The organism is Variovorax sp. 38R (genome assembly GCF_014843395.1).
In the GTDB taxonomy this organism is placed as follows: Bacteria; Pseudomonadota; Gammaproteobacteria; order Burkholderiales; family Burkholderiaceae_C; genus Variovorax; species Variovorax paradoxus_H.
Map to the genome: position 1 here is coordinate 627586 of NZ_CP062121.1, position 16507 is coordinate 644092.

Sequence of the window (16507 nt, forward strand, 5' to 3'; positions counted from 1 at the left end):
TTTCCAAGTGGCAGTTCGCGGTGCCGCGCTGCCTCGTCGTGTGAATCCTTTTCTCTTCTAAGAAAGTGCTTCTTCGTTCGCTCAGAAGCGCTCGTGCGGCGCCAGGTAGCGCCACTGTCCCGGCTGCAGCCCCGCCAGCGGCACGCGGCCGATGCGCAGGCGCCGCATCGCCAGGATGCGCAGGCCCACGGTGTCGCAGATGTTCGCGATCTGCCCGGGCCGCGCGCCCTTCAGTGCAAAGCGCAGGCCGGTCTGGTCGTCGGCCTGTCGGCCGATGCTCACGCGCGCGGGCGAGCGCTCCAGCCGCGCCAGCACCTCGGGACCGACCGGGCCGGCCACATCGACCATCACTTCATGTTCGAGGATGCCCGCGTCTTCCTGCAGCTTGCGCTCGATGCGGAACTCCTGCGTATAGGCCACGAGGCCGCTGGCGCCGGTTTCGAGCGGCGTCATGCAGCGTTGCCCGCGCACATGCGCCGGCAAGAAGCGCTGGCCCTCGCGTTCGGGGTCGTGGCGGTTCGCGGCCACCAGCAGTTGGTGGGCGTTGTCGGTCGGCATGCCGGCCGGCTTGTAGAGCACCAGCGTCACCGGCACGATCGGCTCGGGCCGCGCGCCGGCTGCAATCTCGACCTGCTGGTGCGCCTGCACGCGCGACTGCGGCAGCAGCGCGGGCACGCCGTCGACGCGCACCGCGCCGTTCTCGATCAGCAGCTCGGCTTCGCGGCGCGACACCTGGGCCATGGCGGCCACGCGCTTGGCGAGGCGCACGCCTTCGTCATTGGAAGCAGAGGGGCGGTTCGAGCGGTTCATCGTGCGTCCGCCAGTTGACGGATGCGCGCCACGTGCGCTGCCAGCGACCGCGCCGCCACCGGCCACATGCGCTCGGGCACGTCGTCGTAGGCGAGCGGCAGCCACTGCTCGGGCGTGCCTTCGGGCAGCCGCTGCATCGCGGCGGCGATCTTGGCCTCACGCTTCAGGCGGTGCGCTTTCAGGTGCGCGATGGCCGTGCGCGCAAAGCCGATCACGTAGCCGTGCGCCGGCAGGATGAAGTCGATGCTGCCGGCTGCGCAGGCCGCGTCGAGCTTGTCGAGCGAATCGAGGTAGGCCGTCATGTCGCCGTCCGGCGGATCGACCACCGTCGTGCTGCCGTTCAGGATGTGGTCGCCCGAGAACAGCAGGCCGTCTTCTTCGAGCACCAGGCACAGGTGGTTGGCCGCATGGCCGGGCGTGTGGATGGCGCGCAGCGTGTGCACGAGCGGCGTGCCGTCGGCCGCGGTGCCCGAGAGCACCAGCCGTTCGCCGTCGACCAGCTCGCGCTCGGCGCTGAAGCGCGCGGTGGAACGTGCCGTGGGCGCGGACGACAGCCCGAGGATCGGCGGCTTGCGCTCTGCCGCGCACAGCGCCTGCAGCGGCGCGGCGCCCGGCGAGTGGTCGGCGTGCGAGTGCGTGCAGACGATGAGGCGGATGTCGCCTTGCGTGGCCTCCATCAGCCGTGCGAGATGCGTCGCGTCGTTCGGGCCCGGATCGATCACGAGGTAGCCGGTGGCCGCGTCGCCCACGAGATACGTGTTGGTGCCCGGGCCAGTCATGGCGCTGGGGTTCGGCGCGGTGAGGCGCTGCACGTTCTTCAGCAGCGCCACGGGCTGCGTGCTCTGCCAGTCAAGCGCGTGCGCGATCTGGCCGTCGGGGCACACCAGCGCGAGCTCGCCGAAGGGCGACTCGTGTTCCATGTAGCGCGCGTCCTCGCCCTTGAGCAGGCCGGCGCGCGGGCAGCTGGTCCACAGTGGCTTCTCTTCGCCGGTACCAGGTGCACAGGCCGCGAGCACTGCATCGACCGTCGCGTAGGCCGCCATGCGCTGCAGCGTGCGGATGGTCGGGAAGATCATGAAGAAGCTGCCCGCCTCGTGGCGCGCCAGCGCGTCGGCCGGGCGCACCCAGCAGGGCTCGAACTGTTCGCTCTCGTCGGCCGTGGGCACCTGGCCCTCGGGCATGCGCGCCACCAGGAAGGGCACGTCGAAGCGCTTGGGCAGGTCGCGGTCGGTGATCCAGTGCGCGAAGGTGAACACCGCGTCGGCCGACAGCACCAGGCCGCGTGCCGCGCACTGGTCGGCGAAGGCCGTGCCGGCGGTGGCGTTGCGGTCCATCGCGGCGACCTCGTCGGCGTTCACCGCACGGCCGTCGGCATGGCGGGCCAGCAGGATGCCCAGCTCTTCGAAGGCCTCGCGGATCGCGGCGATGGCCTGGGTGTGTTGCGTGGTGCTTTGCGTGGCGCGCCGTGCCGCGATGCGTGCGGCCGCGGCGTCGGCCGCGTCGATGTGGCCCCCCGGGAAAACGTAGGCACCGGGCGCGAAGCTCGCGGTGGCCGAGCGTCTGGTCATGAGGAGTTCGAGCCCGGCGTCGGTGTCGCGCAGCAGCAGGACGGTGGCGGCGGCGCGCACGGGCACCGGCTCGCGATGGGCGTGGAGTTGTTGTGTGGGGCGGACCATGGAGCGATTATGGAGAGGCAAGGGGCGCGGTGCATAAGCACATGTGCAAACAGATATCAGCCGCGCGCCACAATGTGCGCCTGCACCGTCCGCCTCGAAGAAAGACCGATATGGCCCATTCTCCCTTCTCGCGTCGCGCCTTGCTGGCCGCCGGCGCCTTGCTCTGCACCGCCGCCGCATCGACCCTCGCGCTGGCCCAGCCCGACTGGCCGCAACAACCCGTCACACTGATCATGGGCTTCCCGGCCGGCTCCGGCGTCGACGTGGTCGCCCGCGCCATCCAGGAGCCGCTGTCGCGCCAGCTCGGCAAGCCCGTGATCATCGACTACAAGTCGGGCGCGGCCGGCAACATCGCCAGCGAGTACGTCGCCCATGCCAAGCCCGACGGCTACACGCTCTCGTTCGGCACCGCCGCCACGCACGGCAGCAACGCTGCGCTGTACAAGAAGCTGCCCTTCGACGTCGAGGCCGACTTCGTGCCCGTGGCGCCCGTGCTCGACGTGTCGAACGTGCTCACCATCAACCCCGACGTGATCAACGTGCGCACGCTCAAGGAATTCGTCGAGCTGGTGAAGGCCAACCCCGGCAAGTACAACTACGCCTCCACCGGCAACGGCGCGGGCACGCACATGGCCTTTGCCGAGTTCAATTCGCGCCTGGGCCTGAACATGGTCCACGTGCCCTACAAGGGCGGCCCCGAGGCCATCACCTCGGTGGTGCGCGGCGAAACCTGCTGCATCATGAACCAGGTGCAGACCGTGCTGCCGCACTACAAGGCCGGCAAGGTGCGCCTGCTGGGCGTGACCACCGCCACGGCGGTGGCGGCCGTGAAAGAGGTGCCGACCATCGCTTCCAGCGGCCTGCCGGGTACCAAGGGCTTCGACAGCGCGATCTGGTTCGGCATCTTCGCGCCCAAGGGCACCGACGCGCACATCGTCGACAAACTCAATGCCGCCGTGAAGACGGTGCTCGAGCAGTCCGAGATTCGCGAGCGCTTCGAGAGCCAGGGCAACACCGTGCGCATCGAGTCGCCCGCCCAGTTCAAGAAGACCGTGCACGCCAACCGAATGAAGTGGGCCGAGGTCGCCAAGGCGGCGAACATCAGCATCGACTGATCAGAGCGTCTTCGCCAACGTCAGGATGAAGCGGGCCTTGTTCGGCGAGTACGTCGTCTGGCCGAAGGTGCCGAAGCCGAGGTCGTAGCCCGGGTTGGCCACGGCGACGTACGAGCTCTTCTTGTTGGCGCCCTGCACCGAGCCGGTGAGCGTGAGGCCGCTGCCGAAGTCGTAGGTGGCGCCGACGTTGTAGTCGACATAGCTCTTGTAGCCCAGGCTGCGGATGTCGCTGGACATGTTCGTGTAGCCGACAGCCGCCTTCAGCGTGACCTTGGGCACGATCTCCTTGCTGTAAGCCAGGTTCAGGTAGCCGGTGTTGCGGCCCGTGCGGCCCGAGCCGGCCTTGGCGCCGGCATAACCGAAGTAGTCCTTCGACACCGTGTGCGAATACTTCAGCGTGAACGAGCCGAGCGTGGCGTCGGTGTAGCCCGCGCTGGCGTACAGCTCCGTCGTGTTCCCCGTCGAATTGCCCGGGTACAGGTAGGTGAGGGCACCCACGTCCATGTCGAGCGGGCCGGCCTTGAACTTGTAGCCACCGTACAGGTCGCTCTCGAGGCTGTTGCCCTTGAGCCAGTTGACGCTCGAATTCCAGTTGCCAATGTAGAAGCCGCTCTCGCCGAAGGCGTAGTCGAAGCCGCCCTGCACGGCGGGCTTGAGGCCGCGGGTCTTGGCGTGGTCGTTCTTGCCGAGCATGTCCTGGTCCTGGCCGCGGAACTTGTAGTTCGTGGTCAGTGCCACGTTGCCCGTGAGCTGCGCGTTCGCGAGCATCGGCAGGGCGAACAGGGTGGGAAGAACGAGCACCGGCAAGGCGGTGCGAAGGAGGTGTTTCATCGAAAGAATTCGCTAACGGATGGAGGAGCCGGCAGCGTAGAAGGGCGCGTCTAAAGGCCGCGTAAAAAACGAAGGCCCCGGCGCAAAAGTTGTGTGTCGGGCATCGTCATCGCGACCACGCCCACCACCACGCAGGCCAGCCCGACCCACGCCGTGGCCGCCAGCGTCTCGCCCAGAAACACCACGCCGATCGTCACGCCGATGGGCACGCGCAGATAGGCCTGCGCCGACGTCGACATCGGCCCCAGCGTCTTGATGAGCCGGAAGTAGATCGTGAAGGCCAGCGCGGTCGAGAGTACTGCCAGCGCCAGCACGGCGAGCATCGATGCGGCCGAGGGGGCGAGCGCCCAGGGCCTGTCGATCGCCAGGCTGGCGGGCACGAGCAGGGCCGCGCCGCTCAACAGCGAGCCGGCCGCGGGCACCATCGGGTCCAGGCCCTTGAACACGCGGCCGAACATCGCGGCGCAGCCGTAGCAGACGGCCGCCACCACCAGCGCCAGCTGTGCCAGCAGCGAATGCCCGAGCCCGTGCAGTGCCTCGAAGCCCACGATCAGGCAGATGCCTGTCAGCCCGGCGCCCACGCCGAAAAGGCGCTGCAGCGTGGGCTTCGTCGACCCGCCCATGCCCCACCCCAGCAGGAAGATGAAGATCGGCGAGGTCGAGTTGAGGATGGTCGCCAGCCCCGCATCCACGCTGCGTTCGGCCCACGCGATCAGCGTGAACGGCAGCACGCTGTTCAGACAAGCCTGCAGCGCGAAGCGCCGCCATGTCGCGCCATCTTTCGGCAAGCGCACGCCGCGCACGCGCAACACCGCGAGCAGCAGCAACCCGGCGATCAGGGTGCGTGCCGCGATCAGCGTGACCGGCGGGATCGTCGCCACGCCGATCTTGATGAAGGTGTACGAGGCGCCCCAGCAGGTCGCGAGCACCGCGAGCAGCGCCCATTCGAGAGCGGGAGCGTGGGGTTGGCCTGAAGCGGCGAGCGTGGTCGTTGGCATGGTGCGCCGATCTTCGCGAGACCGGCCTCTCGACACTTCGCTGATGAACGAAATGTGGGCGAAACGTGCGCGCGAAAGCCTCAGTGGCCGTGATCGTGCCCGTGGCTTCGCGCCGGCGCATCGCCGTTCAGCAGCGCCGCCAGGTCGACTTCCTGCTCCGCCGCCGCTCCCGCGATCACGCGCTGCTCCAGCTCGTCCAGGTGTTCCAGCGCCACGGCCAATGCGGCGTCGAGCGAGTCGCCCATGAGCGCTTCGATGATCTGTTCGTGCTCGCGCGGCGCGCAGCTCGCGGCCTCGGCCGAGTCGTACAGCGCCTTGTACAGCTCGGTGTTCGCAATCAGCCGCCGGATGTACGACAGCAGTTCGTCGCTGCCCGCCATCTGCGCCAGCAGCAGGTGGAAGTCGCCCGCCAGGCGGATCGCGTCCTCGCGCCGGCCTTCCTTGAACGCCTTCTGCTCCGCCTGCACATGCTTGCGCAGCGCAGCCACCTGGTCGCGCGCCAGCGTGCCGAAGAGCGTGGTCACCAGCCCGGCTTCCACGATGCGGCGCGCGCGGTAGATGCCGCGCATGTCCTCGATCGACGGGTTGGGCACGAAGGCGCCGCGGTTGTGCTCCAGCACCAGCCGTTTTTCGGAGCCCAGCCGCGCGAGCACCTTTCGCACCGCACCGCGCGTGCAGCCCAGCGCCTCGGCCAGCGCGCGCTCGCGCAGCGGCGTGCCCGGGCGCAGCTTGCCGCTGAGCAGCGCCTTCGACACGGCGGCGTAGACGCGCTCGTCCACGTTCGCGTCCACCGTGTCGACGGGGGCGCTGGCAGAGGGAAGGGCGGGCGGGGAACGGCGTGCGGCGGCGGGCATGGGCGCTGGATTATTGCCTGCGGTCTGCCGCGCCCCGAATGCCCTCCGGTTTGACGCGGCCTGCTGGGCTTCGTACCATCTCCCAAATATGGTTAACCAAAATAATTAAATATGGTTGACAAAAATACGACCCCCATGAGTTCCACCCCGCCTTCCCTGCTGCTTCGCAACGTGCGCCCGCTCGGTGCTTCTCCGGTCGATGTGCGCGTGCACGACGGCCACATTGCCGAGATCGGCGCGGCCCTCGCCGCACCGGCCGGCGCCACCGTCGAAGAAGGCGAGGGCGCCTTGCTGCTGCCCGGCCTCGTCGAAGGCCACACCCACCTCGACAAGACGATGTGGGGCATGGACTGGTACCGCAACGAGGTCGGCACGAACCTCACCGACAAGATCGAGAACGAGCGCGCCTTCCGCCACGCCAGCAGGCACGATGCCGCTGCTCAGTCGCTGGTGCTCGCCAAGGCCTTTCTTGCGCTCGGCACCACGCGCTTGCGCACGCATGTCGATGTCGACACTCAGGCCGGCCTGCGCCACCTCGAAGGCACGCTGCGCACGCGCGAGACGCTGCGCGAGGTGCAGCAGATCCAGGTCGTCGCCTTCCCGCAGTCGGGCCTGCTCGGGCGCGCCGGCACGGCCGAGCTGCTCGACCAGTCGCTGGCCATGGGCGCCGACGTGCTCGGCGGCCTCGACCCCTGCGCCATCGACGGCGACCCCGTGAAGTCGCTCGACGTGCTCTTCGACATTGCCCACAAGCACCAGCGCCCGCTCGACATCCACCTGCACGAGCCCGGCGCCATGGGCGCCTTCTCGCTCGACCTGATCCTGCAGCGCACCGAGGCGCTCGGCATGCAGGGCCAGGTCGCCATCAGCCACGGCTTCTGCCTGGGCGATGTGAGCGAACGCGAGCGCGATGCATTGCTCGCTCGAATGGCGAAGCTCGGCGTGGTGCTCGTCACCAGCGCGCCGGGTTCGCGCAGCGTGCCACCGCTCATGGCGTGCCGCGCGGCCGGCGTCACCGTGCTCGGCGGCAACGACGGCATCCGCGACACCTGGTCGCCCTACGGCAACCCCGACATGCTCGAGCGCGCCATGCTCATCGGCCTGCGCTACAACCTGCGCCGCGACGACGAGCTCGCCGTGGCGCTCGACACCGTCACCCACGCCGGCGCGCGCGGCTGCGGCTTTGCGGCCTACGGGCTCGACGTGGGCTGTCGCGCCGACCTCGTGCTGGTCGATGCGCAAACGACCGCGCAGGCCGTGGTGAGCCGCCCGGTGCGCCGGCTCGTGGTGTCGGGCGGCCGCGTGGTCGCGCGCCACGGCACGCTGGTGCCCGGCGCCGTGCCCGCGTGAGCCGCGCCGCATCCGCCGTAGCGACCCACTCGCGCACCGGCGCGGGCCCGGTCTTCTTCGCCTGCGTGGTCGTGCTGGTGGCGCTCAACCTGCGCGCCTTTCTCACGTCGAGCAGCCCCTTGCTCGAACCGATCCGCGCTGCGACCGGCATCGGCTTTCACGCCGTCGCATTGCTCACCGTGCTGCCGATGTTTGCGATGGGCGCCGTGTCGCTGTCGGGTGCGGCCGTGGGCCAGCGCCTGGGCGCGCGCGGCGGCATTGCGCTCGGGCTCGGCGCCATCGCGCTGGCCTGCGCCGGCCGCTACGTGGCAGGCGGTGCCGCGGCGCTGCTGTGGAGCGCCGCGCTCGCGGGCGCGGGCGTCGGGCTGGCGCAGGCGCTCATGCCCGGCGTGGTCAAGCAGGCGTACCCCGCGCGGCTCGGCCTCATGACCGGGCTCTATTCGGCCGCCATCATGGGCGGCGGCGGGCTCGGCGCCATGGCCAGCCCGTGGCTCGCGCGCGCCGCGGGCGGCGATGCGCAGCTCGACTGGCACGCCGGCCTCGCCATGTGGGCGGTGCTCGCGGTCGTGGCGCTGGTGGCGTGGCTGCGCGGTGCGCGGCAGCTGCCGTCTGCGTCGTCGTCCGCGCGCGGCACCGCCGACCCGTCGCTCGATCGTGCCTGGCTGCGCTGCTTCGGCCACCGCCGTGCGTGGTTGCTGGCGCTGTGCTTCGGCCTCATCAACGGCGGCTACACCAGCCTCGTCGCATGGCTGCCGCATTACTTTCATGCCGAGCGCGGCTGGACTGCGCAGCAGGGCGGCGCCGTGCTCGCACTCATGACGCTGGCGCAGGTCGTCGGCGCGCTGACCCTGCCGGCGCTCGCGCGGCGCGGCGGCCAGCGCGACCTGCGGCCCTGGCTGGTCGGCGCGTTGCTCGCGCAGCTCGCGGGCTTTGCGGCGCTCGGGCTCGCACTGCCCGTGCCGGCGGCGGTCATCGCCGTCGTGCTCGGCGTGGGCCTGGGCGGTGCGTTCTCGCTGTGCATGGTGCTCGCGCTCGACCACCGGTCCGACCCCGCACAGGCCGGCGCGCTCGCGGGCTTCATGCAGGGCGTGGGTTTCATGATCGCGGCGCTCGCGCCCTTCGTCACCGGCTGGGTGCGCGAGCAGACCGGCGGCTTCACCATGGCCTGGGCCTACCTGGCCGTCATCACCGTGCTGCTGCTGCCCGCCGTGCTGCGCTTCGACCCGCGCCGGTACGCGAGCGCCACCATCGGCCTCTTCGGCGCACCAACCGCGCCCGCGCTGTCCCCCATCGACCACGCCCGCAAGGCCTGAGACAACAAGAGATCCGACCCATGTACCAAAAACACTTCATGCAGCGCGCCCTGGCCCTCTCGGCCCGGGCACTCCAGGAGCCCGGCACCGAGCCCTTCGGCGCTGTCGTCGTCAAGAACGGCGAGGTGGTCGGCGAGGGCTTCAACCACTCCGTCGCGCACCACGACCCCACCTCGCACGGCGAGGTCGAAGCCATTCGCGACGCCTGCCGCCGGCTGGGCACGGTTGATTTGTCGGGCTGCGAGCTCTACACCTCGTGCGAGCCCTGCGCCATGTGCGTGGCGGCCATGCACATCGCGGGCATCGGCCAGCTCTACTACGCGGCCACGCTCGCGCAGTCGGGCGAAGCGTTCCAGGGCGTGACCTTGGCGGCGCGCCACCCGATCGACGTCGATGTGCTGCGCACCGAAGCCGGCGCACCGCTGGCCGCGCGTGCGCAGCCGGCTGAACAGAAGATGGACGCCGAGGCCGTGCGCATTCTGTCGGCATGGGCTGCCCCGCGGCGCGGCGGCTGAAGCGCTACGCAGCAGCGTCGCCGCGCGTCGCTGCTTCGAACTCGGCGCGGTTGAACAGGCCGAAGTACAGAACCTCCGACCACTGCAGCCCCAGCGGGTATTCCGTCGCGCGGCTGCGAGTGCTGTCGCAGTCGTCGTCGAAGCGCAGCCCGAAGAACGCATCGAGCGGGGCTGCCTGCTGGGTCGCACCGGCCTCGCGCAGCAACTGCGCCGCCGCCTCGATGTCTTGCGGCAACGCATCGAGCGCGGCGCCGGCCTGTTGGCAGCGCGCGAGTTCCTGCTCGACGCAGGCCCGCAGCGGGGCTTCTTCCGATTCGGACATGGTGTCGAGCTCGACCGTCTCCAGCAGCAGGTGCGTGTCGCGGTGGGCTTCAAGAAACGCCAGGGTGTCGTCCAGCCAGGTCAGCAGCTGCGCCGAGCCCGTCGTGGGTTTCGCCGTTGCAGGAGCGGCAGCCGGCGAGAGCCAGCCCTTGAGCCGGCCGACAAGCGACGTGGCCTGTGGCGCAGCAGCAGCAGAGACCGTTGCTGCAGGCGTCACTGCTGGCGCCTGCGCCGCCAGAAACCGCACGATATCGATGAAGCGCTTCACCCGCACAAAGCCCGGCTCGAAGCGGCTGCTGATCGCGTACAGCTTCACCTTCTCGTCCGCCTCATCGTCGTCGAGCCCGTCGGAGATCAGCGACGCGCACAGCTGCGGGTCGCCCGACATCAGCAGTCGGTACATGAACGGTACGTCGTAGTTCCACTCGGACACGCCCGAGATCGTTTCGGGCCGGTCCGCATACGACGTGGGCCGGTTGCTGAGGCTGTACAGGTAAGAGCGATTGGCCATGGACTCAGAGTGTGAATGGCGGCTGCAATGTGAGCGCAGCGCCGTGACAAAAATGAAGAAGTGCCACCCCTTGCGAAGCGGCCTTCGGCCCGGTGGGCAGATTCTGCCCGCGCCAGATTTACACTCCGCCCCATGCAAGGAAAGCAAGGAAAAGACGACGTTCAGCGCGGTCTGCAGCCCGTGGTGGAGCTGCGCTCTGAAGGCGCGTCGTACCTGTATTCCGTGCGCGCGCCGCGCTCCAAGGGCGTGATCCCGCCCAGCTCTTACAGCCACACCGGCTTTGCCAGCGTCGCCGATTGCCTGCGCGACATTGCCCGCGCGCTCGGCGGCAACTTCACGCGCATCTACGTTCGCCTCGAAGGCCACTGCGTCGGCGAGCGCGACATTGCCGAGCTGCGCAAGGCGCCGGACGCCGTCGCGGCGGAACTGCAAGCCATGTGCCGCGCGGTGATCGCCGAGCAGCAGAAGCAGAAGCCGCCGCAGCAACAACAGGAACAAGGCGAAGCCACCGTGCAGCGCGGGTAGCCGCACCCAGCGACGACGACCGCCGCCGCTGTCGCGCGCGCTTACTGCGGCACGTTCACGATGGTCGCCTGCATCATCGCCACCACCTTGTAGTCCGTGTCGCCCGCCTTCGCGAAGGCACGCACTTCGCCCGTGCACACCGCGAGCAGCTTGCCCGAGCTTTGCACGCGGCCGACCGCCAGGAAGCGCTCGCCCAGTGCGGGCCGCATGAAGTTGATCTTGAACTCCGCCGTCACCACGTCGCAGCCCTGCGGTGCTTTCGTGAGCCCCGCGTAGCCGCAGGCGCTGTCGACGATGCTCGTCACCGCGCCCGCATGCACATAGCCGCGCTGCTGCGACAGCGCCTTCGAGAACGGCATCTCGATGTGCACCTCGCCGTCGCCCACATGCACCAGCCGCGCGCCGAGCGTGGCCATCAGGCCCTGTGCGTTGAAGCTGTCGGAGATGCGGGTGTGGAGGTCGGTCATGGCTGGCAGGGGGAAAGAAGCAGAAGAAAAAGGGCGCCGGTCGTGGCGCCCCGAGGGGTTGCTGCATTCTGCCGCGCGGCCGCACCGCCTCATGCCCGACGCCAGAGCCTCAATCCCACGCCGGCGACAGTCCTTGCGGATCGGTCAGCCGCTCGCCGCGGTCGAGCGCCGCGATCTGCGCCATCTCGGCCTCGGTCAGCGTCAGTTGCCGCGCCTTCAGGTTGCTTTCGAGGTTCGCGCGCTTCGTCGACGACGGAATCACCGCGTAGCCCAGTTGCATCGCCCAGGCCAGCACCACCTGCGCGGGCGTGGCGCCGTGCGCCGTGGCAATCGCGCCGATCACCGGATCGTTCAGCACCTTGCCGTAGGCCAGCGTCATGTACGAGGTGATGCGGATGCCCTGACTCTGCGCGAAGGCCGCCACCTTGCGGTTCTGCAGATAGGGGTGCAGCTCGATCTGGTTCGTGGCAATGGCCGGCGCGCCCACGGCGGCAATGGCTTCCTGCATCAGCGCGATGTTGAAGTTCGACACGCCGATCTGCTTCGTGAGCCCCAGCGCCTTGGCTTCGGCCAGCGCGCCCATGAACTCCGCCACCGGCACGGCGTTGCCAGGCGAGGGCCAGTGGATCAGCGTCAGGTCCACATGGTCGGTGCGCAGCTTGGCGAGGCTGTCTTTCAGGCTCGGCACCAGCTTGTCTTTGGCGTAGTGGTCGGTCCAGATCTTGGTGGTGATGAAGAGGTCTTTACGGGCCACGCCGCTTTCGGCAATGGCCTGGCCCACCTCGGCTTCGTTGCCGTAGATCTGCGCCGTGTCGATCGTGCGGTAGCCCAGGTCGAGGCCGTTCTTCACCGAGTCGATCACCACCTGGCCCTGCAGGCGGAAGGTGCCGAGGCCGAAGGCGGGAATGGGAGCGTTGTTGTTTGTGGTCATGACGTGTGTGGTCCTTGTGCGTTCAAAGAAGGGGAAAAGAAGAGGGAGGAAGATGGCTCAGTGCCCGGCCGGCACCGGCCCCGAGGCGTGCACCGGAATGCCGGCACGTCGGTCGAGCGTGCCGCTCCACTGCGTGAGGGCCAGCGACACCAGCACCACCAGCGCGCCGATCCAGGGCGTGTGCATCAGCCCGAGGTGCGTCACGATCAAACCGCCGGCCCAGGCTGCGCCGGCAATGCCCAGGTTGAAGGCCGCGATGTTCAGGCCCGAGGCCACGTCCACCGCCTGCGGCGTGAAGCGTTCGGCCTGCTTCACCACGTACACCTGCAGCCCCGGCACATTGCCGAACGCCACCGCGCCCCACATCAGCACCGCCACCAGCGCCAGCCACTTGTGCGGCGCCGCGAAGTTGAAGACCAGCAGCACGGCCGCCAGCAGCGCAAAGATGATCTTCAGCGCCGGAATCGGTCCCAGCCGGTCGGCCAGCTTGCCGCCCCAGATGTTGCCCACCGCCACCGAGATGCCGTACACCAGCATCACCCAGCCCACCGCGCCGGCGCTGAAGCCCGATACCTGAGTGAGGATCGGCGCCAGGAACGTGAACGGAATGAACGAGCCGCCGTAGCCGATGGCCGTCTTGGCATACACCAGCAGCAGGCGCGGCTCGGCCAGCACCTTCGCTTGTTGCGCCAGCGAGGCCGGCGGCGTGTGGCGGATGTTGCCCGGCACGAAGATCCAGCTGCCGATGAAGGCGACCACGCCCAGCGCCGACACCGCCAGGAACGTTTCGCGCCAGCCGAAGTGCTGCCCGATGAACGTGCCCAGCGGCACGCCCGTGACCAGCGCCACCGTGAGGCCCGTGAACATGATCGCGATGGCGCTCGCCGCCTTGTCCTTCGGCACCAGGCCGGTGGCAATCGTCGAGCCGATCGAGAAGAACACTCCGTGTGCCAGCCCCGTGAGCACGCGGGCGGCAATCAGCGATTCATAGCTGGGCGCCTGCCACGCCAGCAGATTGCCGACCGTGAACAGCGCCATCAGCCCGAGCAGCAGCGCCTTGCGCGGCAGCTTGCCCGTGAGGGCCGTGAGCACCGGCGCGCCAATGGCAACACCCAGCGCATAGAGGCTGACCAGTAGGCCGGCCGAGGGAAGGCCGATGCCGAGGTCGGCAGCGACGGTGGGGAGGAGGCCAACGATGACGAACTCGGTCGTTCCGATGGCGAAGGCGCTGAGGGTCAGCGCGAGTAAGGCGATTGGCATGAGAGCACTCCTTGTGGGACGAGGAGGAGTGTCTTGCGGTTACCTTTGCGGATTAAGAGGGGATAGGGCAGAAGATAGTTGCGCTCCAGTCAATGATCAGAGCGGGCTTCTTTCGCGCTCGGCGGAGCGGATGAGTCTGGAGAGGTGGAATGTTGGATTCCGCCGATCGCATCCCCGCTGGGTCAATTTTCGGCGGCGATCAACAACGACAGCGAAGAACTCGCTCCCACCCGCACTGAACTGAGCGCCTTGCTCCGCCTGCTTAACGAAGCGTTGATGACACGTATCGCCACCGTCAACGCAACAGCCGGCGCCGTACGCGATGCGCTGCAAGCGCAACCTTCGCTCAAGCCGGCCTAGCCACAGCGGCTGGCGTGAAGCCTCTGCATCACGACCGGCCCGCAACCCCTAAGCAGCCTTCGGCTCCGGCAACACCGCCGTCAACGCAAAGTCCACCAGCATCAACCACGTCTCTTCGAGCCCGGTGATGTTGTGGTGGTCCGAGTTCGACACGGTCTGCACGCTCACGGGCGTGGGCCAGGCGGCGATGAGTTTTTCGGAGCGTTCGTGCGGCACCACGTCGTCCTTCGCGGCGAGCAGCACCTGGGTCTTGGCGGCGACTTCCTTGCTGTGCTCGATGGAGTTGAAGCGGTGCCGCAGCAACAGCGACAGCGGCACGAGCGGAAAGCGCTTCTTCGCGACTTCGAGCAGCGAGTCGTACGGGGTGACGAGCTGCAGGCTCTCGAAGGGCTGCTGCGCCACAAGCTGGATGGCCACGCCGGTGCCGAGGCTGCGGCCCACCACGTGCAGGCGCGCATGCGGAAAGGCGCGGCGCAGGTGGTTGGCGAACTGGGCGGCGTCGGCCACGGAGGCGATTTCAGACGGTGCGCCCTCCGAGTCGGCCACGCCCCGGTAGTTGAGCGCCGCAAAGCCGAAGCCCTCGGGCAGCCAGTGCAACATCTGCGCGGTGGCGCGCACGTCTTCGCCGCGGCCGGCGAAGTAGATGAACAGGTCTTGCAGCGCGTCTTCGCCGTGCGGGTGGTACACGTAGCCGCGCACCATGCCGCCCGGCACGGGGTGCGAGTAGGTCGAGAAGTCGTCCGACAGATGCACGACGGGCAGCTTGCGGGCGTTGAACAAGATGTGGCCCTGTCGCGTGGCGAGCAGGGTCCAGTAGGCGGCCAGGCTGCCGATGACGGCGGCCGAGGCCGACAGGGCAATGCGTGCAATCTTGGCTTGGGTCTTCGGCTGCAAATCAGGGCTCCCGGAAAAATGGCTGCGTGGCGCCGCAAGGGCAGGGCCCAGCGAGTGCACAACGCGCAAGGGACGTAGTTTCACCGCGTTCGCAAGGCGCTGCGTTGCGAGGTGTATGGCGCCGCCGTCGGGCGCTGGCCGGGGGGCTGAAGATAATCCGGACATGATCGCTCTCGACTGCTACTACAGCCTCTCCTCGCCCTGGGCCTACCTCGGCGGCCCGCAACTGCAAGACATCGTGCGCCGCCACCATGTGCAGCTCACGCTCAAGCCCTACGACTTCCAGGCGGTGGTGCCGCAGACCGGCGGCATTCCGCTGAAGACGCGCCCGGAGCCGCGCCGCACGTACCACGCGCTGGAGCTGTCGCGCTGGCGCGATTACCTCGGCCTGCCGATGAACCTGGAGCCGGCGCACTACCCGAAGGGCGCGCCGACCGACCCGAACTGGAACAAGTACCCCGGCTGGATGGTGATTGCCGCCCAGCTGCAGGGCCTCGACGCGCAACCGCTGTCGCACGCCTTGCTGCGCGCGCTGTGGGCCGAAGAGCGCGACACGGCGCAGGCCGACGTGCGCATCGCCATCGCCGACGAAACCGGCTACGACGGCGCGGCGCTTCAGGCGCTGGAGCAGTCGGCCGAAGTGCTGGCCGTGTACCGCGCGAACAGCGCCGACGCGGTGGCAGCGGGCGTGTTCGGCGCGCCCACGTTCATCCTGAACGGCGAGCGCTTCTGGGGGCAAGACCGCCTGGCGTTCCTCGACCGGGCGCTGGACAAGCTGCGCGCCGGCGGCTGAGCGACAGCCTCTTCGTTTTTCTTTCTCTTCAGGCGAACGAGCGCGGCAGCAGCGCGGGAATGAGCGAGCGGTTCAGCCGCTCGCGCCACCAGCGCAGCGCCTGGCCTTGTGCGCCGGTCTTCCACGCGAGCCAGAAGGCTTCGGGCGTGCGCGGCTCTTCGGTCGGCAGCTCGACCAGCGTGCCGCGCGACAGCTCGCCGGCGATGCAGGCGCGCGGCAGAAAGCCATGGCCCAGCCCGGCGACCTGGCAGGCGACCTTGGCGGCCATCGACGGCACGGTGATGCGCGGCTGGCCGGCCATGAGGCCGACGGTGCGGTCCGACAGGATGCGCGCGGTGTCGCCGACGACGATGGCGTTGCAGTCGATGAGGTCGCCGCGCTGCACGGGGCGCGTCAGCCGCGTGAGCGGGTGGGTGGGCGCCACGCAGAAGGCGAAGTCGAGGTTGCCCACGGCCGCGGTCTGGTAGCCGCCGCCGGCCGGGCCTTCGCCTGCGGCCACCACGATGTCGGCGCGGCCCTCGCGCAGCGCCTCCCAGCTGCCGGTGAGCGCCTCGCAGCCGATGCGCAGCCGCGTGCCGCAGCGCAGGTCTTCAAAAGCGCGGATGTCGCTCATGAAGGCCTCGGTGGGAATGAGCGAGTCGTGCACCAGCCGCAGTTCCGACTCATAGCCGGTGGCAATCTGCCGCATGCGCGATTCGAGGTCGCTCGCGGCGCCGAGCAGCCAGCGGCCTTCCTTGAGCATTTCTTCGCCGGCCCCGGTGAGGGTCACGCGCGGGCCGTTGCGCTCGAACAGCAGCATGCCGAGCTGTTCCTCGAGCTTGCCGACGGCGTACGAGATGGTGGAGGGCACCTTGTTCAACCGCGTGGCGGCGGCGGCAAAGGAGCCGTGGCGCGCGATGGCGTCGACGACCTCGATGGCTTCCAGGGTGAGCTTGAGCACGGGGCGTTCCTCGCAAAAAAGGAATGATCGAAAACTTCGATCA

General features: G+C 68.9%; 18 protein-coding genes. 7 read left to right on the top strand and 11 right to left on the bottom strand.

The annotated features are described in order from the left end of the window. Positions 1-81 precede the first annotated feature (81 nt). Together IG196_RS02770 and IG196_RS02775 are read right to left on the bottom strand one after the other, a co-directional pair. Positions 82-810: an RNA pseudouridine synthase gene (locus IG196_RS02770; RefSeq protein ID WP_192194937.1), complete on the bottom strand. Its 729-nt coding sequence runs from the start codon at positions 808-810 to the stop codon at positions 82-84. Continuing rightward, positions 807-2486 carry an MBL fold metallo-hydrolase gene (locus IG196_RS02775; RefSeq protein WP_192194938.1) on the bottom strand — a complete coding sequence of 560 codons (1680 nt, stop codon included), beginning with the start codon at positions 2484-2486 and terminating at the stop codon, positions 807-809. The genes IG196_RS02770 and IG196_RS02775 overlap by 4 nt, the downstream gene beginning before the upstream one ends. 110 nt (positions 2487-2596) lie before the next feature. On the opposite strand from IG196_RS02775, the gene IG196_RS02780 reads away from it, so the two are divergent. Further along, positions 2597-3601, top strand: coding sequence for a Bug family tripartite tricarboxylate transporter substrate binding protein (locus tag IG196_RS02780; RefSeq protein WP_192194939.1), 1005 nt, complete (start codon positions 2597-2599; stop codon positions 3599-3601). Here the strand turns inward: IG196_RS02780 and IG196_RS02785 are convergent, their stop codons facing one another. The 3 genes from IG196_RS02785 to IG196_RS02795 all read right to left on the bottom strand — a co-directional run bounded on the left by IG196_RS02785 (position 3602) and on the right by IG196_RS02795 (position 6284). Next, entirely contained in the window at positions 3602-4432 is an 831-nt protein-coding gene (locus IG196_RS02785) for a TorF family putative porin (protein WP_192194940.1), read from the bottom strand. 50 nt (positions 4433-4482) lie between these two features. Continuing rightward, positions 4483-5430, bottom strand: coding sequence for a DMT family transporter (locus tag IG196_RS02790; RefSeq protein WP_192194941.1), 948 nt, complete (start codon positions 5428-5430; stop codon positions 4483-4485). 80 nt (positions 5431-5510) lie between these two features. Continuing rightward, a complete protein-coding gene (locus IG196_RS02795; RefSeq protein WP_192194942.1) occupies positions 5511-6284 on the bottom strand; it encodes a GntR family transcriptional regulator in 774 nt (257 codons plus the stop codon). Between the two features lie 135 nt (positions 6285-6419). Between IG196_RS02795 and IG196_RS02800 the strand changes: the two genes are divergently transcribed. Genes IG196_RS02800 through IG196_RS02810 form a run of 3 tightly spaced genes read left to right on the top strand, consistent with a single transcriptional unit; the run spans position 6420 to position 9462 of the window. Then, positions 6420-7634 (top strand): amidohydrolase family protein, encoded by a 1215-nt coding sequence (locus IG196_RS02800; RefSeq protein WP_192194943.1) that lies wholly within the window; start codon positions 6420-6422, stop codon positions 7632-7634. Next, on the top strand, positions 7631-8947 hold the full coding sequence (locus IG196_RS02805) for a cyanate transporter (protein WP_192194944.1): 1317 nt from the start codon (positions 7631-7633) through the stop codon (positions 8945-8947). Before IG196_RS02800 ends, IG196_RS02805 begins: the two co-directional genes overlap by 4 nt. 20 nt (positions 8948-8967) lie before the next feature. Further along, the gene (locus IG196_RS02810) at positions 8968-9462 is read left to right on the top strand and encodes a nucleoside deaminase (RefSeq protein ID WP_192194945.1); all 495 of its coding nucleotides are present in this window, start codon (positions 8968-8970) and stop codon (positions 9460-9462) included. A 4-nt stretch (positions 9463-9466) separates the two neighbouring features. On the opposite strand, the gene IG196_RS02815 is transcribed toward IG196_RS02810, so the two are convergent. Next, positions 9467-10294 carry a hypothetical protein gene (locus tag IG196_RS02815; protein WP_192194946.1) on the bottom strand — a complete coding sequence of 276 codons (828 nt, stop codon included), beginning with the start codon at positions 10292-10294 and terminating at the stop codon, positions 9467-9469. 132 nt (positions 10295-10426) lie between these two features. Here IG196_RS02815 and IG196_RS02820 point away from each other — a divergent pair, with 132 nt between their 5' ends. Next, positions 10427-10819 carry a hypothetical protein gene (locus IG196_RS02820; protein ID WP_225616908.1) on the top strand — a complete coding sequence of 131 codons (393 nt, stop codon included), beginning with the start codon at positions 10427-10429 and terminating at the stop codon, positions 10817-10819. 41 nt (positions 10820-10860) lie between these two features. Here IG196_RS02820 and IG196_RS02825 read toward each other — a convergent pair whose 3' ends face one another. From IG196_RS02825 to IG196_RS02835, 3 genes are all read right to left on the bottom strand, one after another. Further along, a complete protein-coding gene (locus IG196_RS02825) occupies positions 10861-11286 on the bottom strand; it encodes a PaaI family thioesterase (RefSeq protein ID WP_070060148.1) in 426 nt (141 codons plus the stop codon). Positions 11287-11395: 109 nt separating this feature from the next. After that, on the bottom strand, positions 11396-12217 hold the full coding sequence (gene dkgB / locus IG196_RS02830) for a 2,5-didehydrogluconate reductase DkgB (RefSeq protein ID WP_192194947.1): 822 nt from the start codon (positions 12215-12217) through the stop codon (positions 11396-11398). Positions 12218-12274: 57 nt separating this feature from the next. Further along, on the bottom strand, positions 12275-13477 hold the full coding sequence (locus tag IG196_RS02835) for an MFS transporter (protein ID WP_192194948.1): 1203 nt from the start codon (positions 13475-13477) through the stop codon (positions 12275-12277). A gap of 144 nt (positions 13478-13621) precedes the next feature. Between IG196_RS02835 and IG196_RS02840 the strand changes: the two genes are divergently transcribed. Beyond that, positions 13622-13837 (top strand): hypothetical protein, encoded by a 216-nt coding sequence (locus tag IG196_RS02840; RefSeq protein WP_192194949.1) that lies wholly within the window; start codon positions 13622-13624, stop codon positions 13835-13837. Between the two features lie 48 nt (positions 13838-13885). Here the strand turns inward: IG196_RS02840 and IG196_RS02845 are convergent, their stop codons facing one another. Continuing rightward, a complete protein-coding gene (locus IG196_RS02845) occupies positions 13886-14731 on the bottom strand; it encodes an alpha/beta hydrolase (protein WP_180288643.1) in 846 nt (281 codons plus the stop codon). A gap of 163 nt (positions 14732-14894) precedes the next feature. On the opposite strand from IG196_RS02845, the gene IG196_RS02850 reads away from it, so the two are divergent. Next, positions 14895-15524 (top strand): 2-hydroxychromene-2-carboxylate isomerase, encoded by a 630-nt coding sequence (locus IG196_RS02850; RefSeq protein WP_101491223.1) that lies wholly within the window; start codon positions 14895-14897, stop codon positions 15522-15524. A gap of 28 nt (positions 15525-15552) precedes the next feature. Here IG196_RS02850 and IG196_RS02855 read toward each other — a convergent pair whose 3' ends face one another. After that, positions 15553-16464: a LysR family transcriptional regulator gene (locus IG196_RS02855; RefSeq protein WP_192194950.1), complete on the bottom strand. Its 912-nt coding sequence runs from the start codon at positions 16462-16464 to the stop codon at positions 15553-15555. Positions 16465-16507 lie beyond the last annotated feature (43 nt).